Here is a 23,726-nt window from a genome sequence, read left to right on the forward strand (position 1 = left end):
CTTCGCGATCTCGTCACTTCCGGTCAATTGCATTTCTGACATGCGAAGCCAGGTTGCTCATTGAATACGGTTTGGAAACTATATTATTCACTCCCATCGAGATGAGATCCTCGACCTTTTCTCCTATGCTGAGTCCGGTCGCGAGAAGCACAGGCAGCTCCGGTTTCATATTTTTCAATACAGGATATACTTCGGCACCGGTCATTTCCGGCATAAGCATATCGAGGATCACAAGATCTATTTCCGAGCAGTGCTCTTCAAATGCGGCAATTCCTGCAGTCGCTCCTTCTGCAGTTAAAATTTTGTAGCCGAGTCCCTCAAGAATTTCACGAGTTAAATCCAGCAACGTCACTTCGTCATCTATGATCAGAATGGTTTCCGATCCGCGGGCCATTTCAGTCGGTGATGGTACAGCCTCGTCGATGGGCATTTTATCAGTAGCGGGGAAATAAATCCGAACAGTTGTACCACGGTCGGGCTCGCTGTAAACCTTTATCAGGCCTTTGTGATTCTTTACGATCCCGTAGACGATCGACAGCCCGAGCCCAGTCCCTTTTCCGAGAGGCTTGGTGGTGAAAAACGGCTCGAAGATTTTTCTTTTGATTTCTTGAGTCATACCGACTCCAGTGTCGGAGACGCTCATGCAGGCATACCGGCCGGGTTGAGCTTCGGGGAATTGCTTGAGCACCTGCGGAGTAAACTGGATATTTGATGTTTCAAGCCTTAACGTCCCTCCGTGCGGCATTGCGTCGCGCGAGTTGATGCTGAGGTTTATGATTATGCTTTCGAGCTGGCTAGGATCCGCTTCGATCGTATAAAGTGTTGGATCGAGCGCGGATTCGATCTTAATATTTTTGCCGATACTTCGAGTAAGAATCTTTATGCCGTCATTTACTATGTCATTAAGTCTCACCGGTTTGACGTCGCTCTCGTGCTGCCGAGAAAAAGTCAGAAGTTGAGAGGTGAGTTCTGCCGCTCTTTTTGCCGATGAGTCGAGAACGTCCAGATATCTTTTCAAGTTTTGATCGGAGTCGGCATATTTTTTTCTCATGATTTCTACGGCGCCATAAATTGAGCCGAGTAGGTTATTGAAATCATGAGCGACACCGCTGGCGAGCTGGCCGATGCTTTCCATCTTCTGCGATTGGATTAGCTGCTCTTCCAATTTCCTTGTCTCGGTTACGTCGACGAGTGCTGCCTGAATGGCAGGCTTCCCCATGTAAGTTATCCCCGCCGCCCATCCCTCCAGGGTCTTGATGCTTCCCGATTGTGTCACTACCCGGATTGTGAATTTCACATCTCTATTCGGGGATAATGCGGCCTCTGAGAATTTTTCAAAAAGCTGGACATAATCATTCGGATGGATGAAACTGTCCAGAGACATGCCAAGCAATGAATCCAACTCCGTCTCGAATAAGTTGCTGAGAGTCGGATTTGCATAGATGATGGCATCGTTTTGTATAACCATGACTCCAAGCAGTGAATGCTCAACGAGGCTCCTGTATTTCTCTTCAGATTCATGCAGGGCGGTTTTCACCGATTGCTCGACCGTCACGTCTCTCCCGATCGCAAGAATGCCGGCCACTTTATTCGCGACATGGAGCGAGGTCATGCTGAAATCGACGATCCGTTCCTCGTTGAACTTTGTGAGGAGTTTAATCATGCATCGGGAATGCTGCTTGCGTGATTCGAGCTGCTTGAGAATCTCCTGCACGATATCTGACTCGCCGGGGGCCGCCAGCATCGAAAAAGATTTTCCCCAGATTTCGTCCGCGACATATTGCGTCAGGTCGAAAAATCTTTTGTTCGCAAATACGAATTCGCATCTGTCGTTCAGCAGGATGACCATGTCGTTTGCCTGCTCCACGAGGTTGCGGTAGCGGTTTTCCGATGCGCGCAGTTGCTCCTGGAGCCGTCTCTTTTCGGTGATGTCTCTCTGAATTCCCCACATACGGACTAGGTGTGAATCCTGTACTTCCCCGAAGTATGAATTCTCGAAATAGTGAATGTTGCCGTGGTGATCTTTTTCTATCGTTTCAACGTTAGTGATTGAAAAGTTTTGTTCGGCGAATTTTACCTTGGACGCTATGTACACGTCCATGTCGGCTATGAATTCATTCGAATGTTTCCCTACAAGGTCTTCGGGATTTTCAAAACCGTACATCTGTGCCACAGCATGGTTACATTCCACAATTATGGCTCTTTCAGCTATTTGTTTTGCAATTTCATTTTTCCCCTGAGCCACACTTATGGGTTTTGTGAATTCTATCCTCCAAATTCCTTCCGAGCTGTTCTTGATGAAGGTTTCGTATCGTTGTGTTTGCAGCTCCAGCTCCTCAGTCGGCATTTCTGAATCTAGGAATGCCTCGCGCTTTTCCTGATGCGATTTGCGCTTTGAGCCGCCCGCCTGCGGAGATGATGGTTGACGCTTCATCAATATGTTAGAATTTGACTCGACATGCATTCGTCCAATTTTTCTAAACACCCATTGTCAGGGCACTAATAGACCGGGACCTCTGATATGAATTTATTGCAGGCTTACATAAAATTCAAATAACAAGTCAAATTCGGCCGCTTCAGAGGCATCAAGCGGATGCTCTAAGGATTTACCATTCCGAAAGGCAGAAGTTTCCCCAGCAGAATTCCCGAAGCAAACAAGAGTCCGAATTGAGAATGTAAGGCTGATGACGCTTTCATCGCCGGCATCATCTCTGCGGGTGTGTGTTTCCTGCGAAAGATCCTAATTGATTTGACCGCGGTCGGTATGCTTGCCAACGAGACGAGGACTGACGGAGATGCAAGTTTGAGAAGTACGAATAAAATGACAAGCGCGAAACTCGCGGTAAACATGATGCCCAGAACGGTTGTCGCTTTCGAGTGTCCTAATAATATAGCCAGTGTCCGTCGGCCCTTTTTCATGTCGCCGTCCGCGTCCCGAATGTTATTCGCCAAAAGAATCGCTGCGACTAGGATCGAGATAGGTAAAGACAAAATTACGGAATCTGACGTCACTGAACCCGTCTGAACATAGAAAGCGATCACTACTATCATCGGCCCCATGAGAATACCTGCAGTCAGCTCTCCTAAAGGTGTGTAAGCGATTGGTGATCTACCCCCGGAATAAAGATATCCAGCCAGCATGCTCACTGAGCCGGCAACTGCGATCCACCAATTCGTTCTTGCGCAAATATATGTTCCAAGCAAAACTGCTATTGCAAAGAAAAGCTCTGCCATATTCAATACAATTCTCCCGGAAATCTCATTTCGGACTATTACTCCACCAATTCCAACTGAGTTCATCGTGTCCAAACCTCGTTTGAAATCGAAGTATTCGTTGAACATGTTGACCGCAGATTGAATCAGCAACGAAGCAAACAGCATAGCTAAAAATAAAAACAGATCCGACTTTCCTTTTTCAAATGACATTGCAGTTCCAATCAGAACCGGCATTATTGATGCCGTGAGAGTGTGCGGCCTCGCGAGCCTCCACCATTTTTTTCCTGCAGCGGATTTGTTGTCGAACATGCCGGTTATTTAGACATTTTGCACAGAGGAACTAAGAGTCCATCAGAACAGCGGTCTATATCTGAACTTAGCTCCAATTTTTTCCTCGACGAATTTCTTCGTCGCTTCGGTGTCAATTCCATTTACGCCGACGATTGTCATCGAAACCTCTGAAATGTAATTCTTAGCTTCTCTTGTGAACTCGACCATCGCATCCCACTGTTTCCCATTTTCGGTCCCCATCAACTTTTGATATTCGACCGGATCGGTCGAGTTGAGGCTGACCGAAACTGCGTCGATAAGACCATGCAATTCCGGCAAGATGTTTCTATGGTTGATTATATTCCCGTGTCCATCGGTGTCGAGCCGCGCTCTCCCCCCGTTCTCTTTTACATAGCGCGCAACCTGTTTTACAACTTCCAATTTGATCGTCGGCTCGCCGTAGCCGCAGAAAACGATCTCTCTGAATCTCTTCGGGTCGCCAATTTCTTTTATCAGATCTTCAGGAGCAGGCTCTTTCTCGATGTGAAGATTATGTCCCTTCACCATGGCTTCACCTTTGCGGTCGCAGAATATGCAGTCGGAATCGCACCGCAATGTCAGATTCAAATAAAGTGAATCTTTTATTTGGTATGCAATCTTGGGTTCTGGCCTCTTTCCAACTCCGAATAATTTATATGCGTTATAGGAGGTTATGCGACGAATGTCTTCGTCATTGAGATTTTGTAACTCTGCGATTTTTCGCGCGATGATTGAAACATAAGCGGGTTCGTTTGTTTTGCCGCGATGGGGGACTGGTGCCAGATAGGGTGCGTCGGTCTCGATGAGAAAATGTTCCGGCTGGATTGTCGTCACGACTTTTTTTAATTCTGAGCCGGAATCATTGTGAGAGAATGTTACCATTCCACTTATGCCGAGGTAGAAGCCGAGATCGATTGCGCGGCGCGCCATGTTGTAAGTCGAATTGAAGCTGTGAAGCACACCGCGGGGCTGCGGATTTATTTGGTAGTCGAACCGCTTCGGTAAAGCCCAGCTGTCGTCCGAATTGCTCTCGAGAATGCTCATCAAGTCGAAATCCGACTCGCGATTGTGAATCGAAACCGGAAGCCTGACTGATTTGGCGATTTCGAGCTGCGCCTCGAGGGTTTTCTTCTGAACCTCCGGCGGAGAAAAATTGTAGTGATAGTCGAGTCCAATCTCTCCGATGGCGACGACTTTTTTATGCGAGGAGAGTTCCGCGATTTTTTTCAATGACTGTTCGTCTGTTTTCGATGCATCATGGGGATGAATGCCCACTGCGGCGAAAACCATCTCAAATCTTTCTGCAAGTGCAACTGCATTTTCAGATGATGGTACATCCCAGCCGGGAACCACCACGCACCCAACGCCCGAGGCGCTTGCCCTCTCTAAGATTTCTTCTACGTTCTTAAACTTCTCATGATTTAAATGAGAATGTGTATCGACAAGGTAACTCATACCGGAGAATTTTTATTTTTTTGTGTTCTAAAACTTCAACTTATAAGACAATTTCGCTAATGTGAAGGTCAAATGCAGGGTATTAGTGAGTCCGAAATCTGATTTTAGGCTCAAGAGCAGATACGCGAAAACCAATGGCTGGAAATACACGCCTTTGGCGGTCGCCGCCAAAGAAGTACGACGACACGGATGGGTTTGATGGCTCTTTATGGCATTTTGTCTCAACGAGGTGTGGACTGTCCACGGCAATGGCGCCTAATTCGTCCCGATTTCAGGGCATTTGTGGGCACGGCGTTTGACGCAATTAGGTCGTGAATTCTTCAAATGGAATGAGGTTGACCTGTCTTCAAGACCATTCCTTTGGAAGACAGACTGACAAAAGGTCTTCTGCGCACTATGCAAATCAAACAAACTCATGCTTCAGCAGGAACTCGATTTCCCGGAGATTCAATTCCCGAAAAAGAGGAAGTAAATGATTGAGATCAGAATGCATGGCAGAGGAGGTCAGGGTGCGGTCATCGCGGCCAAGATTCTTGCCTCCGCAATATTCAAAGAAGGAAAATACGCGCAGTCTTTTCCCTCGTTCGGCGTCGAGAGAAGGGGGGCTCCGGTGCTCGCGTTTACAAGAATCGATAACAAACCGATCAGGTTGAGATCTGCAATATACGAACCTGACCATCTCATCGTGCTCGATGCAACATTGATCAAATCGACGAACGTTTTTTCCGGATTAAAAAGGGGCGGAACAATTCTCGTTAATACCCCGAGTCCGAAAAGTTTGTTCAATTTTCCGGAAGAATATTCAGTTGCGGTTGTCGATGCGGCGGGGATTGCGGTTAAACATAATATTGGAACGAAGGCGATGCCGATAGTAAACACATCGATACTCGGAGCATTCGCAAAGTTTACGGGAATCGTAACGATAGAAGCGGTCGTGGAAGCAATTCGAGAGGAAGTTCCGATCCTGCGCGAGAAGAACGCTGAAGCCGCAAGAGAAGCTTATGACTCCATAGAAACAGGCGTCTACGGGAACCAGAATGTTTCAGTGGAAGCGACCGGGAAGGTTCATTAACATGGCACAATATGAATTCACTAAAGTGGAAACAATGCCGCCGCTGGCATTCTCCCTCGAATCGACGCGTAAAATTCCTACGGGAAGCTGGAGGGCTGTCAGGCCGATTTACAAAAACAAAACGTCGCCGTGTGAAACTGGCTGTCCTGCAGGTGAAAAAATATCGAACTACTTTGATCTCGTCCGGCAAAAGAAATATGACGAGGCGTGGCAAGTAATTCTGGAGGATAATCCGCTTCCCGGAGCAACAGGCCGGGTATGCTACCATCCGTGCGAAGCGAAGTGCAACAGAGCATCCTACGATGAACCAGCAGCGATTCACAGCATAGAGCGGTTCATAGCGGACAAAAATATACACAAGAAGCATCATCCAGCAGAATATGTTTCGCCTAAAAGTGAAAAGGTCGCAGTAATCGGTTCCGGCCCCGCCGGTCTTTCGTGCGCGTACCATCTTGCACGAAAAGGATACCGCGTAATCATCTACGAGGCGGAGCATGAACCCGGCGGAATGCTCAGGTATGGGATACCGCATTATCGTCTGCCGAAAAATATTTTAAAAAAAGAAATCGGCGACATCGTTAATTTTGGAGTTGAAATACGTACCGATTCACGGATAGGCACCAATGTACCATGGAGTGAGCTTGAAAGATTTGATGCCGTCTTTGCTGCCGTCGGATCGATGACAAGCAGGAAAATCGGAGTCGGAGGAGAAAATTTGAAGGGCGTCCTGAGCGGATTGGAATTCCTACACGGACTCAATGTCGGGTCGATTCCAAAAATCGGCCGGAGGGTCTTTGTGATCGGCGGCGGGAATACTGCTATCGATACAGCGCGGAGTGTCCTGCGTCTTGGCAGGAAGGCCACGATACTCTATCGGCGAACTCGTAATGAGATGCCTGCTGTCCCGGAGGAAATTGATGAAGCAGCAAAGGAAGGTGTGAAGTTTGAGTTTCTTGTGGCACCGCTTAAGATCATCGGCGATCATGGAAAAGTGTCGAAGATAGAACTTATCCGAATGGAGCTTGGTGATCGCGATGAGTCCGGACGGAGAAAACCTGTTCCTGTAAAGGGCTCGAAGTTTGCCGTCGTTGCGGATACGGTGATCACGGCAACCGGAGAAGAACCCGATCTATCATTTCTTCCTTATTCGTTCTTAAAAAAAGGCGTTAGAATATTTGTCGATGACGATCACTCGACCGGCGTACCGGGAATCTTTGCAGGTGGAGACGCGGCGACAAATCCGAACGGAACTGTCGTGGATGCAATCCGGGCAGGTAAAGAAGCTGCCACATCCATAGATGAGTTTCTCGGCTGGAAATCGAAAACGAATGGCTTGAGCCGGGAGATAGTAAAATTCGAAGACTTAAATACATTTTATTTCCCGCACCAGGAGCGGGTCAAGGTTCAGAGAATCACTATTGAGAAAAGCAAAGCATCATTTGCCGAGGTAAACAAGACTTTGAACGACAGAAAAGCACTTGATGAAGCCGACCGATGTTTCAATTGCGGCACTTGTATGCATTGCGATGTGTGTATGACGTTCTGTCCGGATGTTGCAATTCACAAAGACGAATCCGGAGAATATTTTATCGACTACGATCACTGCAAAGGATGCGGGATTTGTGTAAATGAATGTCCGCGAGAGGCCATGGAGTTAGTTCCCGAGAGCACACCCGCTGCAAATTCCGATTACATCCAGGACAGCGTTAGCGCGCGATCTTCAATCGAGGAAGTCGAGCAATGAGCAGCGAGAATAAAAACTATTTCGTTCACGACTCAACTGACAAGGTACTGGTCATCGAGGGGACACATGCTGCTTCCCACGCAGTTAAATTAGCGCAGGTTCAAGTCATAGCCGCCTATCCAATCACACCGCAAACCGGAGTCGTGGAGGAGTTGTCGGAATTTGTGAGCAGGCATGAGCTGGATGCAAAGTTTATCAAAGTTGAGTCCGAGCATTCCGCGATGGCGTGTTGCATCGGGGCTTCTATAAGCGGCGCGAGGGCCTTCACCGCGACATCGTCACAAGGTCTTGCACTGATGCATGAGCTGCTTCATTGGGCTTCCGGCAGCAGACTGCCGATTATTATGGTGAACGTCAATCGTGCCATGGCACCACCATGGTCAATATATGTCGACCACAACGACAGTCTCTCACAGCGCGATACCGGGTGGCTTCAGTTTTATGCCGAGAGCAACCAGGAAGTCCTTGATACGGTTCTGCACGCCTATAAAATTGCCGAGATCGTGCTGCTTCCGGTTATGATAAATCTTGATGCGTTTGTATTGAGTCATACGTCGGAGCCGGTGGCAATTCCGAAACAGGAGTTTGTCGATGAATTTCTTCCGAAGCGAAATGCGGAGTTTAAAATTAATCCAGCAGATCCCCATGCTTACGGAGCATTGATGGGCCCGGACGCCTACATGGAGATGCGATACAAATTATTCCAGTCTATGGAGGATTCACGCGAAGTTATTCGGAAAGTCGACGCTGAATATGCTGAGAAATTCGGGCGCTCGTACGGTGGATTAGTCGAGGAGTATTGCACCGAAGGTGCTGAGGTGGTGCTTCTGACCTCCGCTACCGCGGTGAGCACCGCAAGAATTGCAGTCGACGAAATGCGCGGTCTCGGATTCCCGGTTGGGTTGGTGAAACTCCGAACGTTCAGACCGTTTCCGGTCGACGAAGTTAGATCGGTCGCCGGACGTGTCGGCAAAATAGGAGTTTTGGATAGGGACATTTCGTTTGGTGCAACCGGAATGATTTATCAGGAAGCAAAAGCTGTCCTTTACAATGCAATGACCAGGCCGAAAGTATTCGGCTTCATAGCGGGCCTCGGCGGGCGCGACATCACTGTCGAGACTATCAAGGAAATTTTTTCATATGTCCTGAACCATGATGCACCCGGGAATGAAACAATTTGGGTCGACTTGAAATCCGACGATGTGGAAAGCGGGGATCGGATTCCTGAAACCGGAAACGGGAGAGAATAGAGGAGATCGTGGCACAGATAAAATTCGAGCTGCCGGTAGAAGAAATACTTTCGCCTGGTCACTTTGCGTGTCCGGGATGCAGCGGTGCTCTGACCATGAGGTATCTATTGAAAGCTCTTGGAAGAAAGACAATCCTGGTCATTCCGGCTTGCTGCTGGTCTGTGATCGACGGCCCCGTTCCATATTCAGCCGCAGGCGTATCCGTTTTTCATACTGCATTCGAAACCGCCGCTTCAGTTTCGAGCGGGATAAAAGCGGGGCTTGAAGTTCAGGGAGATCATGAGACGACGGTCGTGGCTTTTGCGGGAGATGGAGGCACTTTCGACATAGGTCTTCAGGCACTTTCCGGCGCAGCGGAGCGCAACGATGATTTCATTTATGTTTGTTACGACAACGAAGCCTACATGAACACCGGTATCCAACGAAGTTCTGCGACGCCGTTGGGAGCGTGGACGACTACTACGCCGAAAGAGTCACCGAAATCCGAGGGCAAGAAGAATATTATCGAAATTCTTGCCGCGCATCGCATACCTTACATTGCAACCGCAAGCGCGGCATATCCCGATGACATGATATCGAAGTTCAGAAAGGCCAAAGAGCTTCGTGGCACAAGATTCGTTCATGTGTTTTCGCCGTGCCCGCCGGGATGGAAGTTCGAGCCGGAGGATTCGATAAGGATTTCGCGGCTCGCGATCGAAAGCAGAGTATTTCCTTTGCTGGAAATCTTCGACGGGGTGGACTTTCGTTTATCGCACGAACCTTCTGGAATTCCCGTTCGCGATTACCTGAAAGTTCAGGGGAGATTCAAACATTTGAAAGAAAAGGAAGTTGAGATGATCCAGAAGAATGTTGACGAGGAATGGGAAACGCTGGCGTTAAAAGTTAGAAACAGCAAGTCAAGATTTAGAACCCAAAACTAAGAATCTGACATCTCAGTTGTTTCTTGCCCCTTCCTTGACCCATGTTTTCAATCCCTGGATTTGATTCAGTGTCAAGACGGACAAAAATGGGGTGTCATCATGGATGTATTTGCCCTCTATCCATTGAACGAAAACGCTGTGCGTGGTATCCCCATTAGTTAAAATTAATCCGGATACGGAAGTCGTTGCGCTTATGTAGTTTGTCAGGTTCAAACCACCCTCCGCAGGCCCATTTATTCCGTCATTATGACAGCTTATGCATCCCACGTTAAAAAGTGGTTGGACATGCACACTGTAGCTGACATTCGATGCCGGGAAAACGATATCGCCGATCGGGGTGTTCACGGTGTTTTTGCAGGATGAGAGCGCGATCGCAAAAGCTGCGGTGAGAAAAGCTATCGAGATTGATTTCATGGATCTAATTTAGCAATACTCCATGTCGAATCAATGGTAGGATCCAGTACCCATTTTTTCTCTCCTTTCAATTATTCGGACTTCAATTTAAATTAGACATGTGAAGGTTTTAGTTTTCTTCATCGCTCTGACTTTTTATCTCGCCGTTTCAAATGCCGAATCGAAACCGTCCGAGCCTGTCCCGATTGTTTACGTGCTGCCGAGAAAACGGCTGAGATTTCCCCGACGCCGTTGTTCAAACCTGGTGAACATCGGTATCATCGTCTAATTCAAGTTTGACATTAGAGTTCCTCTTCCGAAGAATTCAACGTTGAGAATTGGAGAAATGATAATTATCAATCAGAGTTTCCTGTTAACTGCATCACAACTTTCGGGAAACTTTGCCGATTGATGTGCTTGTTGAAAACCGAAAAGGAGAATCATGAAAAAAAGCATTATCAAAAATCTAATTATTCTGTCGGCTGTTCTTTTCGCGGCATGTTCGAAGTCGTCAAGCTCAAACCCAATGAGCTCTTCCGATACAACCAATGTGAGTTTTGCGAGTCAGGTACAGCCGATCTTCACCTCAAATTGCACCAACTCGAGTTGTCACGGGGGAACCACACCACAAAGGGGACAGAATCTCTCAGCCGGCCAGGCATACAACAATATCGTGAACGTCGCGAGTCAGGAAGTCCCATCATATGATAGAATCAGGCCGTACAGGTCGGACAGCAGTTATCTTTACCTGAAGATAACCGGTGCGTCGGGAATTACTGGAGCGCGAATGCCATATGGTGGATCACCACTTCAAACTTCCGACATTGCCACAATAAAGGCATGGATAGACCAGGGAGCAAAGAACAACTGATGGATTTGGAATCGGGGACTCGAGAATACAAAACCGGGGGCAAAGCGTAGGTCTGAATCGTGGTTTCTAGATGTTTGTTTTTTACGTTTTGCCTCCCGTTTCCCGCGTCATGTTCGAAACATTCAGACTACAACGTGGTCGGTCCGCCACCACCCGACGCGTCTGGCGTAAGCTTTTCAGGGCAAATCCAGTGGATATTTACTGCGAACTGTGCCTTGCCGGCTTGTCATGCAGGTTCTCAGCCGCAAGACGGGATGTCGCTGGAAATTGCCAAAGCCTACTCGAACATTGTGAATCAACCCAACATAGAGGTCGGCAATTACCTTATAGTAAAGCCATTTTATTCCGACAGCAGTTATCTTTATTTCAAGATAACAGGGAATTCGATAGCAGGCCCGCGAATGCCATATCAGAAACCGCCGCTTCCCGATACGCTCATACAAACAATAAAACTCTGGATAGATCAGGGAGCAAAAAATAATTGACAGTGCTGTCAGCTTTCAGAGTTATCAGCAATAAGATAAAAGCTCCTTATAGCGCTTGTTCTACTTCCACTTTTTTATTAGATTATATTAAGGCGATGGAGTTCGCCGAGTAACCATCGTGAATTCCCCTTGTGGGAACACAATTTAGCGATTGATGACTCCTACTTAATTAAGAAGTAGGAGTTTTTTATTTTATGACAATGGTAGCGAGCGTAGGAGTTAACGATTGCAGGAAAGATGCGAAGATCGCATTTCTAATGCTTGTGAAAGAGCTCCATCGACAACTGTCACTTGCATTCCCCGATCTATTGCCTCGCGTGGAAATCATAGAGGCGAAAATCTCCGATGAACAATTCAATCTTGTTGTGGTGGGCCAATTCAAGCGAGGGAAATCGACTCTTATAAATGCATTGCTGGGGAAAAATATACTCCCGGCTGCGGTCGTGCCGCTCACTTCGATCATAACGATCTTGCATTACGGGACAGAAGAAAAAATAACAGTCAGCTTCACTGATGCACATACGGAAGTCGTTGAGCGAGAGAGGCTTCCTCAGTACGTCACAGAGAAATTGAATCCCGAAAACTCAAAAAATGTTGAACAGGTCGATATCGAATTCCCGGGTAAATTTCTTGAGGGCGGTGTTTATCTTGTGGATACTCCCGGAGTCGGGTCAATTTATGCTCATAACACCGATACTGCAAATCATTTCCTCCCGGAATCTGACGCGACCATTTTTCTCATGACCGCCGACCAGCCTTTGAGTATCGGCGAAGTGGAATTCCTGCGGAACGTTCGCGAGCACGTTACAAAAATATTTTTTGTTCTGAATAAGGTTGATTTACTTTCTGAAGCTGAGCGCAATGAAGCGGCGGCGTTCATTAAAGATTCGCTGTCAAAGGAGATGTCCGTCCCTCAGGACAGCATAAAGCTTTTTCTTGTCAGCTCGAAATTCGCCCTTCTTGCGCGAGAGAGCGCAGACAAGGAATTAGAGAAAAAGAGCAATTTCGAATTTCTCGAAAGTGCATTGACGAATTTCCTGTCTAAAGAGAAAGAAGATGTTATGCTGGACGTTGCCTCAAGGCGTGCTCAGAGAATTGTAGTGGAAGCTTCAGCTCTTGCGCGGCTTCGATTGAAAGGTTATTCGCAATCTATAGGGAGCCTGCAAAAAAAGATCGAAGAGTTCAGGAAATTTAAGAAAGAGATTCAAAAGAGACAGCAGGACGTTTCCCGCGTGATCTATACAGCTTATAACATCACAACGATGATAGAAGAAGACGCTTTGATCTTTAAAGGGAAGACCCAGCCTGAGGTCGAAAGGCGTTTCGAAGAGATCGCGGCAAAGAACAAACATCTGCGCCCCACGAAGCTCATTGATGCGCTTGACAAAGCAATCATCCAGCTTGTTACGAAATTTGTCGACAAATGGCGCTATGAGGAAGAGGCAAAAGTAAAAGATAAGTTCAACGCAGGCGTTGATGAATTCTTCAGCAGAATGAACGAGCTTATAAACGATGTGTACCAGCATGCAGCTGAGCTATTCGACGTTGAATTCCAGAGAGTGGAAAGCTATCCGCTTTTCAGCGATGAGACCGAATTTTACTATTTCATCTTAGAAGACATAAAGCCGTCCCTCGAAGAACTTTCTGATGCGATCGTAAGAAGACTTCCGAGAGCGATCGCTAAGGGCCTGATTCTTAGAAAACAAAGAGAAACTCTCAAGATAGAATTCGATAGGCAATGCGGGAGGGTGCGTTATGATTTCATAAAGCGGATCGATAAAAGCATGATGAAGCTTGGAAAAACCTCAGCAGATACAGTGAATGACCACGTGGAAAAAATCGACAAGATAATTGCGGACGCTATGGCGATTCGTGAGAAAACATCTACGGAAGTTTCGGCTAGGATCGCTGAATATGAAGAAACACTTTCCAAGCTTACTTACCTTGGGAGCAAATTTGCGAAGCTTGAGAGTTGAGAAAAGGTGGAAGCAAGAAGTCGGACGTAAGAGCCATCCTTTGGAGAGCAATGAAAAAATGACGGGCAAGAAATAGATGTCTGAACTTAAAATCGAAGATGATCTAACGAGAGCCAAGCGCGGATTAACATGGCTAAGGTTAGAAGAAGCTCTTCATGGTACAGATTGTCCGATTTGTTCGCAAATGGAGAAAACCGAAAAACATTACATAGAAGGAATACTTTACGAATATGTGCTTGATGCTGGAGTTAGGAAGAAGCTTCACAATGGGCACGGGTTCTGTACACATCACGCCAAGTGTGCCCTCGAGGCAGAGAAAAAATTGCGGAGTGATGGGCTTCATCTTGCAACAATGTTTGAATCCGTGGTTGAGGAAAATCTGAAGATACTGAGAAACCAAATTGAGCTGTTGAACAATCTTACCAGCGAGAAAAACAAGAGGAAGAAGAAAAAATCGGTCCATTCTATCAATGTCACCGAATGTCTTATCTGCAATTTCGTTGAAGAGGCGGAACAAATAGCTGTCCACGGATTTCTGTATTTCTCGAGCGACGAGGAGCTTATTGAAACTTATGTCTCGTCGAGGACGATACTTTGCTTCAGGCATACGGAGATGCTGGTGAAAGAGAAAGTCAATACTCGAATCGTTAAGACGACGGTGAAAAAATTAGATAAGATAAAAGAAGACCTGTCTAATTTTATGAAAAAGCATGATTACCAGAGCGCACAAGATTACAGCGAAGATGAGCTTCGAAGTTACATCGACGCTGTAAATTTTTTTCCCGGAGAATACAGAAAATGAGGGATAGCGAAATCGGAAATTGCACCAAGAATCACGGATGCACTGTCTAATTTGTGATAGACGTTATATTGAATGCTTTTTCACTTTGGAAGAAATTCGTTGTCTTTTAGATTTAACACGGTGACGGAATTCGACGTTGATTTTCTCTGAGAGATGATGGCTCCTGCTGCGGATAATTCTTCTGCAACGAGAATTTTTTTGTACATAATCTAGAAGAAATCAAATGGTTAAGAATATGCTTGTTTTTGTCGGCGGCGGAATAGGTGCTGTATTCAGGTATTTCCTTGCGGGCTGGATCTACAGGGCCGTCGGAACAGATTTTCCATATGGTACGCTCGTAGTCAATGTGATCGGATGTTTTGTCATCGGACTTTTTATGACGATGGCGGAAGATAGATTTCTCATAATTCCTTCAATGAGGATCTTTGTCGCTGTCGGGATCATTGGAGGATTTACGACGTTCTCGACATTTAACTTTGAGACGCTGGAGCTTTTGAAGGATGGGGCCTTCACTTTAGGACTGTTGAACATTGGTGCGTCGATAGTTCTTGGACTATTGGCGACATGGATCGGTGCGGTCGTCGGGAGAATAATTTAATGGAGGCTAAAATGAAATTGGAAGGAACGGGAAAGCTTCTTCGCATATTTATCGGTGAAGATGATCATATAGACAAGAAACCGCTTTATCAGGTATTTGTGAAGCGTGCTAGAGAAGTCGGAATGGCCGGCGCAACGGTTTTACGCGGAGTGGAAAGCTTCGGCGCCGGTAGCATAATTCACACGGCGAGACTTCTTGAACTCAGCGAAGACTTGCCATTTGTGATTGAGATTGTAGATACCGAAGAGAAGATCGATGAATTTCTGCCGATTGTCGAGGAGCTTTTTGAAAAAGCAGGATGCGGCGGGATGATCACTTCGGAGAAAGTCAACGTGATTCACTATACTCACGGAAGAAATCCGTAATTATTTTTCAGCGTTAAGTAGTCAATCATCGGTCAGGAAGCAAAAACGAAGTGTTGAATCATGACAGCAGGAAATGAAATAACGAAAGAAGTCTTGTCCAAGGAAAAACATGCCGCACTAAGATTTGTTCTTCTTATTGGTGTGGTGAGTCTTTTTGCCGATTGTGCTTACGAAGGCGCACGCAGCATTACAGGTCCGCTTCTTGCGGTGCTGGGTGCGAGTGCAGCTCTCGTCGGACTTATCAGTGGACTCGGTGAGCTCCTGGGTTATGGCCTGCGCCTCGTTTCCGGCAGGCTGAGCGAGCGTACGGGAAAATTCTGGCCTATCACACTTCTCGGCTATGTTATCCAGATGAGCGCAGTGCCGATGCTGGCTCTAGCTCCGAATTGGCAGATAGCAGGTTTGCTGATCATACTGGAACGCGTCGGCAAGGCGACTCGCAATCCCCCTCGGGATGTCATGCTCTCACATGCCGGCAAGCAGCTTGGCGGATTTGGCTGGGTATTCGGGATACACGAGGCGATGGATCAGTTCGGGGCACTTGTCGGACCTATCGTAGTCGCATTTGTGCTCGCTGCCCGCGGCAGCTATCAACTTGCTTTTGCAGTGCTTCTCGTGCCGTCAGTTTTGACGCTTATGCTTATCTCCACTGCTCGCTTCTTGTATCCGAGACCGTCGGACATGGAAGTGAGTATTCAAAATGTCGAATCGAAAGGACTCCCAAAAATTTTCTGGCTTTATCTTGCCGGCGCGGTATTGGTTGCAGCAGGATTCGCGGATTTCTCTTTGATAGCGTTTCATTTTCAAAAAACTTCCGCAATCCCAAGTACATGGATTCCGATTTTTTATTCAATCGCAATGGCGGTGAGCGGAGGCGGGTCGCTATTGTTCGGAAAACTCTTCGATCGCGCCGGACTTCGGATATTGATTCCGTTGACCGTGATTTCTGCTGCTTCGGCTCCGCTCCTGTTCTTCGGCGGATTCTGGACCGCCCTCATCGGTGCCGCGTTATGGGGACTCGGTATGGGAGTGCATGAGTCCATCATACCTGCTGCGGTCGCAACAATGGTACCGCAGCAGCGAAGACCGTCTGCCTACGGACTTTTCACTGCCGGCTATGGGATCTTCTGGTTCGTGGGCAGCGTAGTGCTCGGAATATTGTACGACATATGGATACCCGCAGTTGTGATTTTCTCCGTTGTGCTTCAGCTGATTGCAGTTCCGATATTTCTGAGCCTTGGGCGAAAAACAGTTCCACATGACGCGGCTTGAGTAATTGAATCTTTCGAAGGTCAGCTTCGAAGTTACGCATCGTTCTCCTTCGCTGCCGGGCGATACAGCGATAGATTGATAAACACACCCACATTATCTAACTTTAGATGTACAACAATTCATAAATGGAGATCAAATGAAAATTAAATCTTTAGACGCATTAGAAATTTTGGATTCAAGGGGAAATCCGACGGTAGAAGTTAATATTATTTTAGAAGACGGTACGCGAGCAAGGGCCATGGTGCCGAGCGGAGCTTCGACAGGTGAGAAAGAAGCGACTGAATTAAGGGACGGCGACAAGAAACGATACGGGGGAAAAGGTGTGAAGAAGGCAGTAGATAACGTTGTCAAGAAGATTGCCCCGGAAGTAACGAAGCATGAATTCGGCTCGCAAAGGGAGATCGACTATTTTCTGATTGACCTCGATGGGACAGAAAACAAATCTGCACTTGGAGCAAATGCAATTCTTGGCGTTTCAATGGCGTTTGTCAGGGCATCAGCTGAAAGCGCAGGGGTGCCGCTGTACCAGTACATCGGTGGAGTCAATGCGAATCTTCTTCCCGTTCCTTGCATGAACGTGATTAACGGCGGGAAACACGCGGACAATACTGTCGACTTCCAGGAATTTATGATCGCGCCGCATAACGCGCCGTCGTTTGCCGAAGCGATTCGGATCGGCGAAGAGGTGTTCCATGCTCTGAAGTCTGTCCTTCATGGAAAAGGACTCAGCACTGGAGTCGGCGATGAGGGCGGATTTGCTCCTGATCTCAAATCTAACGAAGAAGCTGTCGAAGCCATATTGGAAGGAATCACGAAGGCCGGATACAAACCTGGAAAAGATGTCAGCATCTGTCTTGATCCTGCTGCCAGCGAAATGTGGGACAATGGCAAATATCTTTTCTTCAAGAGCACGAAGAAAACCAAGTCAAGTGACGAGATGGTTAAGCAGTGGGAAAGCTGGGTGAAGCAATACCCGTTCGTTTTGATCGAGGACGGGTTAGCTGAGAACGATTGGGAAGGCTGGAAGAATCTCACCGAGATACTTGGATCGAAAATCGAGCTTGTCGGCGACGATTTATTCTGCACAAACAAATCCATACTGGCAAAAGGAATCGGGAAGAAAGTCGCGAATTCAATCCTGATAAAACTGAACCAGATCGGAACCGTTACCGAGACTCTTGAGACGATTGAGCTTGCTTACCGGAATAATTACAATTGTTTCGTTTCTCATCGTAGCGGCGAAACTGTTGATACAATCATCTCGGACCTGACTGTTGCTGTAAATGCGGGACATCTCAAAACCGGTAGCGGCTGCCGAGGAGAAAGAATCGAGAAGTTCAATCAATTAATGCGGATTGAAAAACAACTGGGGAAAGCTGCTCGGTTTGCCGGCAAATCTGCCTTCAAGAACGCGTAAATAATCTTAGGAATTTTATGAAATGCGACTTGCTTTTTAAGTGAGTCGCATTTATTATTTACTCCCTACAACAGGAGCTGGAGGTAGAAGGCTTAAAATAGCCTAATTTCAAACAAAATTGAGGCATTAAAGACTTATGCTAAGTTTCCGAATATAAAAATGTCTTAGTGTAAGGACTCTTTAACTTGATGAAAACCGATCCAGAAGGCTACATGCATCATGGTTGCTTGCAGCGACATACCGTTGGGCATCATGAAAGGTTTTTGTCAATGTTAATGGAAGGGAGAACATAATGAACGCGATCGTGAAATTTTTTAGGAAGCACCTGACACGCGTGACAGTCATTCTTCTGTTTGTGTTCGCGGTGCTGGAAGCTATAGGGTATTTTCAGCTGAACTCCTTGTACTCTCAATTGGCAGGCAGCAGCCTCCTAGCTTTGGGTATTTTCGGCAGTTTGGTGGCGATCGCCATCATAATAATTCATCAGGCGATTTCACTTTATGGTCCCATGAAACTCCTTTCGGGGAAAATAAAAATGATGGCGGAGAAAGATATCACGTCTTTCTCTACTGCTCTCACCGAGATGGCACACGGAAATTTAACGTCTGAAGTCAAGATTGAAGTCGGCACGATCGCCACTTCCGTCAACGGCTATGTCGGTGAGATGGTCAAGGGGTTGAATTCGATAATCACATCCCTCAACGATGCAAGCAGGGAATTCAATTCAGCGACCGATAAGCCGTGTCAGAGGCTGTTCTACGTCGGTGCCGACTCATACCTTGAAGGTCAGGCGTGTGCTGAAGCCATGGGGAATGCTCTAGACGGAAAAGGAAAGGTAGTCATCATCATAGAGAAATTCGGCAACATTGCGCACGAGATGAGAAGAAAAGGGTTTGAAAATACAATCAGAGAAAAATTTCCGGCGATCATCATTCTTGACGTTGTCGAATCCACCCTCCAGAAAGAAATCGTTTATGACAAGACTAAGGAGCTTTTGAGAAAGTATCCTGACCTATCCGGAATCTATATCAGCTTCGGTGGCGCCGCAGCCGCAAGGGCGGTAGCAGAATCTGGAAAGGGTGGTCAGATCAAGGTCATATGTCACGACCTTGCGGACGAAACGATGCGGTACGTCCGGGAAGGGGTCGTCGCCGCGACACTTTCACAGGATGTATTCGCGCAGGGCCATGATCCTGTGATACTCCTTTTCAATCATGTTGCCGCCGGTTGGCATCCCAGTCATTCAAGGCTGCTGACAAACATGGATCTCGTTACTAAAGAAAATTACTCGCAATTCTGGCAGGAGGGAAAGGGTGTAATTGAGACAGAAGTGACGGCTGATAAGAGGCCGAAACCGCTGAAGAAATCAACTCGCGCGATAAAGATCATGGTGCTCGGAAGGGAGGACGATCCTTTTTGGATTGCATTTAGATTGGGAGTCGACGTCGCGAGGAGAGAATTGTGGAGTTATAATGTGACGGTCGATTGGTCGATTCCTAAGATGTCTAAGGATGGCGGGAAGAAATTCGATACCAGCGCTCAGGTTTATGGACCTGCCATAGAGGATTGCATCAAGAATGGATACGACGCAATTAGTGTCGGAGTATTCGACAAAAATCTTGTCCCCTATATCAACAAAGCGGTCGATAACGGCTTAGTGGTTGCGACATTCAACAGTGAGCCGCTAAGTCTACGTGGATTATTCATGACGCTGGCGGTTCGGGCGAAGAGGCTGCTGAGTCTAAGCGGCGAATTGTCACGTACTGCAAAAAGGTCAATTGAAGACGCCAGCAAGAACGCTGATACTATTCATCAGATGGCGAAGGCTTTGAATGACGAAGCGGTCTCGTTGAGCACAGCAAGCACTAACATGCAGCAAATATCCGCTGCCATTGAGACCATAGCAAAAGATTCCCACGATCAAAAAGTCGCGGTGGAAGATGTTGCCGCATCTGCAGTTGAAATTTCCAAGGCGATAGAATCTGCGAATAGAAGCGCGAACACGGTGGTCTCGGCTTCCTCCGAAGCCATAGTGACTGCAAAAGAAGGGGCCGATACGGTCATGCAAAGTCTCAGACAGATGAAAAGGATAGAGGATACCGTCGGCGCCTTTGCTGAAAAAATTGAGAGGATGGCCAAACAATCCGAGGAGATTGAAGGCATAATCGAAACCATAGAGGATATTGCGGAACAGACTAATTTGCTCGCGTTGAACGCCGCTATCGAAGCCGCACGCGCCGGCGAGCACGGAAGGGGCTTCGCGGTTGTTGCCGATGAGGTGAGGAAACTTGCAGAGCGGTCAGCTTCTTCTACAAAACAGACCTCAAGTCTTATAAACAAGGTGCAGGCAGACATCGCGGACGCAAGCGGATCAGTAAAACTAATCGTCGATAAAGTAAAAGAAGGGACTTCGCACGCAATAAAATCCGGTGAAGCTATCAACAAGCTCCTCGGGTCTTCAGAAAATGTCAACAAGCAGATTGACGTGATGGTCGAAGCGAACGGTGTGGTGTCGGAAAATATGTCGGGGTTGCTGAAGTCGATCGAGAAAATCTCCGCAGTCGTCGATCAGAACATGAGCGCTACCGAGGAGCTGAGTACGAGCATCAGGCATACAGTGGAGATGATACATAATGTTGCGAGCATTGGCGAAGAAAATGCGGCAACCATCAACGAAATTTCCGAGCAGACCCGCAAGGCAACCGAAGAGGCACAGGATGTGGGTCAGATCGCAACCGGCCTGGCCAGTATGGCTGACGACATTCAAGCATCGACCGCTCAGTTCAAGATAGAAAATGATGAGCTTGTCAGGAACTGAAAATAGCGGAAGTCTCCTCAGCGATTTTGCCGAATTCTCAGCGGAATAATTTCTGAGGAGAATTTTTCGAAGTAAACATAAGTCGCGGGGTTTAGCGGTTTCTTTGCCCTTCAGGGCGGCCTGAGATTTCTAAATAAAAAACCTTATCCTGTTCCAGACCTCTCTGATAGGTGTCTTTAACCCTCTGCATACAAAAATCCTCAAGTTGTTCTCATACGGAATAGCAAATTTCGATTCGATGTTTCCCTCTTCTTCCACGTTAGAGAATGTCCGCAGGTACTCGTCTTTGCTTCCGCCGATGGCTATCATGATATCTCGGGTCGTATCGCCATACCCCCAATACCAGAAATTATTATGCGGGCAAATCACAGGGGGAAGCCGATATTTCTCTGCAAAGAAATCTATGGAGCCTGCTTCACCATAATTCCAGGTGAACACCTTTGCTCTTTTCTGCTCTTCCGGCGTGAGAGACGTGTAGACTTTTGAAACAGTTGCAGCCATGTTTTCCCATCCGAACATGTCTGCATAAAACTGTGGAAGTTCCTCGAGATGTTTTCCTTCCGGTGACGGCTGCTGTATCCCTATCGTTTGCGAGTACCGAATATAGACGTCAACAGGGAGAATGGGGATTGCATAGGGCACGGTGAAGATTCCGCCGATGAAGAGATAAATTGGTGCCGCAATCCTGATCCATCCCGTCATCGGCATATTGGATAGCTTCTCGACCATGACACCACCGGCAGCGAAGAGGAGCGGCATGGTAGCCGATAAATATTCCGATTTGCTGTGCCCGTTGATTAGTAATATCAAGAATGTCGTGACAAATATCAGCCCAGCCAACCTAAATCGTTTTCCTTCTCTGTGGAATAGAAGAAAATAAAGCCCGGAAAGCCATACCGGCAAAGTCACAGGTCCGTTAATCAAGAGTTGTCCCGATAGAAAATCCCATCTCGTAATTCCTGAGTACTTGCCGAATGTGGCGTTCCTTATGAATTCCAGATGGGCGAAACCGTGTGTGATATTCCAGACGATGAATGGGCTGAATATGAGTAGCGCGATTGCTCCGGAAACGTACGGCCATTTAGTCATAAAATATTTTCTCTGCTCGGTAAACATCATGCTGACAACCAGACCCGCACCCAGCCACAGAAAGTCGATCTTGTTGAGCAATCCGAGACCGACCACGATCCCGAGCCATATCCACGACTTCTCGTTTTTTGTCTTGATGAGCCGTACCACGATGTAAAAGGCCACTGCCCAGAGAAGCCAATCGAAACTATTCATTGAAAAAATGGCGAACATCCCCAAAAATATCGGGGATAGAGTTAGAGAGAGGCATGCTGCGGTTATTGCGACGGTTTTTCCGCTTAATTCACGTGCAATTTCGCCGGCGAAGAAGACAGTAAATCCTGATGCGAGTGCCGGAACGAACCGCAGCGCAAAGACCGAATCGCCGAGGATTAGTCTGCTGATGGCAAGAATGAAAATAGAGAGGGGCGGTTGATCAACATAACCCCAAGCGAGCCGCTTGCTGCATGCGATATAATAAAGCTCATCTCTGAAATACCCGTAACCGGCGAATGCATTCGTGTATAGGTGTAGAAGAAATTCCACGAGTGAAAATCCAACAATCAGATAAAGTAACTTCTTGGAATTTGCGTTGTCGCCCATTTGCTCCATCTTATACTCCTTAATGATCCATGAGAAAGATACTCGATTTAAGGAATTACGGGCAACACCCTTCAGTGTTTCACCGCAGGAAAATCGGAGAACTTTGTAGTACCAGCCGGGAGGATAATTCTAAGTGTGCAAAAGATACTTCATTTTGCCGAGTACATTCCCTGGTAGCTCTTATCGTAGTTGGAACTCTGGTAGAATTCGCACTTCATGCAGCTTGCCAGCTTCATTGCGAACGTTCCCTGAACAACTCCCCCGCAAAATGTTCCGGCAATTCGGGCGCAATGGTTTCCGCTGTCGGGATATGCAGGGCACACACCCAACTCGGCGGTTCTAGCGCCGCCCTTTTCTCTGCCGCATTTTTTAAATTCCCAGCAATTCATTTCTAGTCTCTTTGTTGATGCCTTCAATTCATGTATCGGAATTATTTTTCTTTCCTAAAGTTGCTTTGGATCATGAAATTAATCTGTAATTGATGCCATGGAATATGGCTTGCATTTTCGTGCTGCGGATTTTCAATGTGAAGCGGCATGAGATGACGGGATTGGATTTATAAGAATCGACATGAAGGGCAGAGAGTCAATTTAGATCTTAGTAAACTGCCTCTCCGCCGCATCGTGGATGCAGTTTTATTTTCTATTCGTCTCCGCTCGATTTTTTGTTCGCGGCGTTGTCACTGCTGCTTGAGGTCGAGGGCTTTCTGAGTCTTCGGAGTGAACTTGACTTCTTTCAGCGTGAAGCCGGCATCGGCGACTGCTTTCACCAACTGATCTCTTGTCACTTGCGTGGTCGCTGGAACGTCAAGGCTTGCATATCCGGTATTATAGTTCGCCTTTACATTTTTCGCTCCTTTAAATTTGCAGAGACTGCTCTCCAGGCTCTTCGAGCAACTCGAGCACATCATACCGGAAACGCGAAGGTTTATGTGTTCCGTTTTTGCGGTGGGCTTGTTCTTCGCGAAGGAGTTGCTTTGGAAGACACTAATTGACAGGAATGCCGCGAGAGTAAGCAATCCTGAAATTAATTTTATCGTTTTCATTCGATCCTCCGATTTTTGTTAATTTACAACAAAAACTACCCGGAAGC

Annotated in this window: 21 protein-coding genes and 1 riboswitch; of the genes, 14 read left to right on the plus strand and 7 right to left on the minus strand. The window is 47.0% G+C overall.

From position 1 onward, the window contains the following. Positions 1-13: 13 nt before the first annotated feature. From VLX91_10800 to VLX91_10810, 3 genes are all read right to left on the minus strand, one after another. Positions 14-2,434, minus strand: a complete 2,421-nt coding sequence (locus tag VLX91_10800) for a PAS domain S-box protein (GenBank protein HUI30696.1) — start codon at positions 2,432-2,434, stop codon at positions 14-16. Between the two features lie 164 nt (positions 2,435-2,598). Further along, positions 2,599-3,525 (minus strand): 1,4-dihydroxy-2-naphthoate polyprenyltransferase, encoded by a 927-nt coding sequence (locus tag VLX91_10805; GenBank protein ID HUI30697.1) that lies wholly within the window; start codon positions 3,523-3,525, stop codon positions 2,599-2,601. Between the two features lie 42 nt (positions 3,526-3,567). Next, positions 3,568-4,980, minus strand: a complete 1,413-nt coding sequence (locus VLX91_10810; protein HUI30698.1) for a TatD family hydrolase — start codon at positions 4,978-4,980, stop codon at positions 3,568-3,570. 472 nt (positions 4,981-5,452) lie between these two features. On the opposite strand from VLX91_10810, the gene VLX91_10815 reads away from it, so the two are divergent. Genes VLX91_10815 through VLX91_10830 form a run of 4 tightly spaced genes read left to right on the plus strand, consistent with a single transcriptional unit; the run spans position 5,453 to position 9,966 of the window. Further along, a complete protein-coding gene (locus VLX91_10815) occupies positions 5,453-6,052 on the plus strand; it encodes a pyruvate ferredoxin oxidoreductase subunit gamma (GenBank protein HUI30699.1) in 600 nt (199 codons plus the stop codon). Between the two features lies 1 nt (position 6,053). Then, complete coding sequence (locus VLX91_10820) at positions 6,054-7,796, plus strand: NAD(P)-binding protein (protein ID HUI30700.1); 1,743 nt, start codon at positions 6,054-6,056, stop codon at positions 7,794-7,796. Continuing rightward, entirely contained in the window at positions 7,793-9,046 is a 1,254-nt protein-coding gene (locus VLX91_10825) for a hypothetical protein (protein ID HUI30701.1), read from the plus strand. Before VLX91_10820 ends, VLX91_10825 begins: the two co-directional genes overlap by 4 nt. An 8-nt stretch (positions 9,047-9,054) precedes the next feature. Next, positions 9,055-9,966, plus strand: a complete 912-nt coding sequence (locus VLX91_10830) for a 3-methyl-2-oxobutanoate dehydrogenase subunit beta (GenBank protein HUI30702.1) — start codon at positions 9,055-9,057, stop codon at positions 9,964-9,966. A gap of 12 nt (positions 9,967-9,978) precedes the next feature. Here the strand turns inward: VLX91_10830 and VLX91_10835 are convergent, their stop codons facing one another. Beyond that, on the minus strand, positions 9,979-10,380 hold the full coding sequence (locus VLX91_10835; GenBank protein HUI30703.1) for a hypothetical protein: 402 nt from the start codon (positions 10,378-10,380) through the stop codon (positions 9,979-9,981). A 100-nt stretch (positions 10,381-10,480) separates the two neighbouring features. Between VLX91_10835 and VLX91_10840 the strand changes: the two genes are divergently transcribed. From VLX91_10840 to VLX91_10885, 10 genes are all read left to right on the plus strand, one after another. Then, positions 10,481-10,648: a hypothetical protein gene (locus VLX91_10840; protein HUI30704.1), complete on the plus strand. Its 168-nt coding sequence runs from the start codon at positions 10,481-10,483 to the stop codon at positions 10,646-10,648. Positions 10,649-10,801: 153 nt separating this feature from the next. Then, entirely contained in the window at positions 10,802-11,230 is a 429-nt protein-coding gene (locus VLX91_10845) for a hypothetical protein (protein HUI30705.1), read from the plus strand. Positions 11,231-11,364: 134 nt separating this feature from the next. Then, positions 11,365-11,715, plus strand: coding sequence for a hypothetical protein (locus VLX91_10850; protein ID HUI30706.1), 351 nt, complete (start codon positions 11,365-11,367; stop codon positions 11,713-11,715). A gap of 82 nt (positions 11,716-11,797) precedes the next feature. Then, positions 11,798-11,886: riboswitch (Fluoride riboswitch) on the plus strand. Positions 11,887-11,909: 23 nt separating this feature from the next. Further along, positions 11,910-13,691: a dynamin family protein gene (locus VLX91_10855; GenBank protein ID HUI30707.1), complete on the plus strand. Its 1,782-nt coding sequence runs from the start codon at positions 11,910-11,912 to the stop codon at positions 13,689-13,691. 76 nt (positions 13,692-13,767) lie between these two features. Beyond that, positions 13,768-14,493 (plus strand): DUF6062 family protein, encoded by a 726-nt coding sequence (locus tag VLX91_10860; protein ID HUI30708.1) that lies wholly within the window; start codon positions 13,768-13,770, stop codon positions 14,491-14,493. Between the two features lie 223 nt (positions 14,494-14,716). After that, on the plus strand, positions 14,717-15,091 hold the full coding sequence (gene crcB, locus VLX91_10865; protein HUI30709.1) for a fluoride efflux transporter CrcB: 375 nt from the start codon (positions 14,717-14,719) through the stop codon (positions 15,089-15,091). Positions 15,092-15,102: 11 nt separating this feature from the next. Next, positions 15,103-15,456 carry a DUF190 domain-containing protein gene (locus tag VLX91_10870; GenBank protein ID HUI30710.1) on the plus strand — a complete coding sequence of 118 codons (354 nt, stop codon included), beginning with the start codon at positions 15,103-15,105 and terminating at the stop codon, positions 15,454-15,456. Between the two features lie 60 nt (positions 15,457-15,516). Next, complete coding sequence (locus tag VLX91_10875; GenBank protein ID HUI30711.1) at positions 15,517-16,728, plus strand: MFS transporter; 1,212 nt, start codon at positions 15,517-15,519, stop codon at positions 16,726-16,728. Positions 16,729-16,864: 136 nt separating this feature from the next. Continuing rightward, complete coding sequence (gene eno / locus VLX91_10880) at positions 16,865-18,145, plus strand: phosphopyruvate hydratase (GenBank protein HUI30712.1); 1,281 nt, start codon at positions 16,865-16,867, stop codon at positions 18,143-18,145. Between the two features lie 292 nt (positions 18,146-18,437). After that, a complete protein-coding gene (locus tag VLX91_10885) occupies positions 18,438-20,963 on the plus strand; it encodes a methyl-accepting chemotaxis protein (GenBank protein ID HUI30713.1) in 2,526 nt (841 codons plus the stop codon). Positions 20,964-21,092: 129 nt separating this feature from the next. Here the strand turns inward: VLX91_10885 and VLX91_10890 are convergent, their stop codons facing one another. From VLX91_10890 to VLX91_10900, 3 genes are all read right to left on the minus strand, one after another. Beyond that, a complete protein-coding gene (locus VLX91_10890; protein ID HUI30714.1) occupies positions 21,093-22,643 on the minus strand; it encodes a glycosyltransferase family 39 protein in 1,551 nt (516 codons plus the stop codon). 140 nt (positions 22,644-22,783) lie between these two features. After that, positions 22,784-23,023 (minus strand): hypothetical protein, encoded by a 240-nt coding sequence (locus VLX91_10895; protein ID HUI30715.1) that lies wholly within the window; start codon positions 23,021-23,023, stop codon positions 22,784-22,786. A 290-nt stretch (positions 23,024-23,313) separates the two neighbouring features. Next, complete coding sequence (locus VLX91_10900; protein HUI30716.1) at positions 23,314-23,679, minus strand: cation transporter; 366 nt, start codon at positions 23,677-23,679, stop codon at positions 23,314-23,316. Positions 23,680-23,726: the final 47 nt, after the last annotated feature.

The organism is Candidatus Acidiferrales bacterium, assembly GCA_035515795.1.
In the GTDB taxonomy this organism is placed as follows: domain Bacteria; phylum Bacteroidota; class Ignavibacteria; order Kryptoniales; family JAKASW01; genus JAKASW01.

Coding starts and splice junctions, on each gene's coding strand:
- VLX91_10895 (HUI30715.1), bottom strand. CDS start 23,023: ATGAATTGCTGGGAATTTAAAAAATGCGGCAGAGAAAAGGGCGGCGCT.
- VLX91_10855 (HUI30707.1), top strand. CDS start 11,910: ATGACAATGGTAGCGAGCGTAGGAGTTAACGATTGCAGGAAAGATGCG.
- eno (HUI30712.1), top strand. CDS start 16,865: ATGAAAATTAAATCTTTAGACGCATTAGAAATTTTGGATTCAAGGGGA.
- VLX91_10805 (HUI30697.1), bottom strand. CDS start 3,525: ATGTTCGACAACAAATCCGCTGCAGGAAAAAAATGGTGGAGGCTCGCG.
- VLX91_10870 (HUI30710.1), top strand. CDS start 15,103: ATGAAATTGGAAGGAACGGGAAAGCTTCTTCGCATATTTATCGGTGAA.
- VLX91_10845 (HUI30705.1), top strand. CDS start 10,802: ATGAAAAAAAGCATTATCAAAAATCTAATTATTCTGTCGGCTGTTCTT.
- VLX91_10890 (HUI30714.1), bottom strand. CDS start 22,643: ATGGAGCAAATGGGCGACAACGCAAATTCCAAGAAGTTACTTTATCTG.
- VLX91_10875 (HUI30711.1), top strand. CDS start 15,517: ATGACAGCAGGAAATGAAATAACGAAAGAAGTCTTGTCCAAGGAAAAA.
- VLX91_10820 (HUI30700.1), top strand. CDS start 6,054: ATGGCACAATATGAATTCACTAAAGTGGAAACAATGCCGCCGCTGGCA.
- VLX91_10900 (HUI30716.1), bottom strand. CDS start 23,679: ATGAAAACGATAAAATTAATTTCAGGATTGCTTACTCTCGCGGCATTC.
- VLX91_10825 (HUI30701.1), top strand. CDS start 7,793: ATGAGCAGCGAGAATAAAAACTATTTCGTTCACGACTCAACTGACAAG.
- VLX91_10810 (HUI30698.1), bottom strand. CDS start 4,980: ATGAGTTACCTTGTCGATACACATTCTCATTTAAATCATGAGAAGTTT.
- VLX91_10835 (HUI30703.1), bottom strand. CDS start 10,380: ATGAAATCAATCTCGATAGCTTTTCTCACCGCAGCTTTTGCGATCGCG.
- crcB (HUI30709.1), top strand. CDS start 14,717: ATGGTTAAGAATATGCTTGTTTTTGTCGGCGGCGGAATAGGTGCTGTA.
- VLX91_10860 (HUI30708.1), top strand. CDS start 13,768: ATGTCTGAACTTAAAATCGAAGATGATCTAACGAGAGCCAAGCGCGGA.
- VLX91_10800 (HUI30696.1), bottom strand. CDS start 2,434: ATGAAGCGTCAACCATCATCTCCGCAGGCGGGCGGCTCAAAGCGCAAA.
- VLX91_10815 (HUI30699.1), top strand. CDS start 5,453: ATGATTGAGATCAGAATGCATGGCAGAGGAGGTCAGGGTGCGGTCATC.
- VLX91_10885 (HUI30713.1), top strand. CDS start 18,438: ATGAACGCGATCGTGAAATTTTTTAGGAAGCACCTGACACGCGTGACA.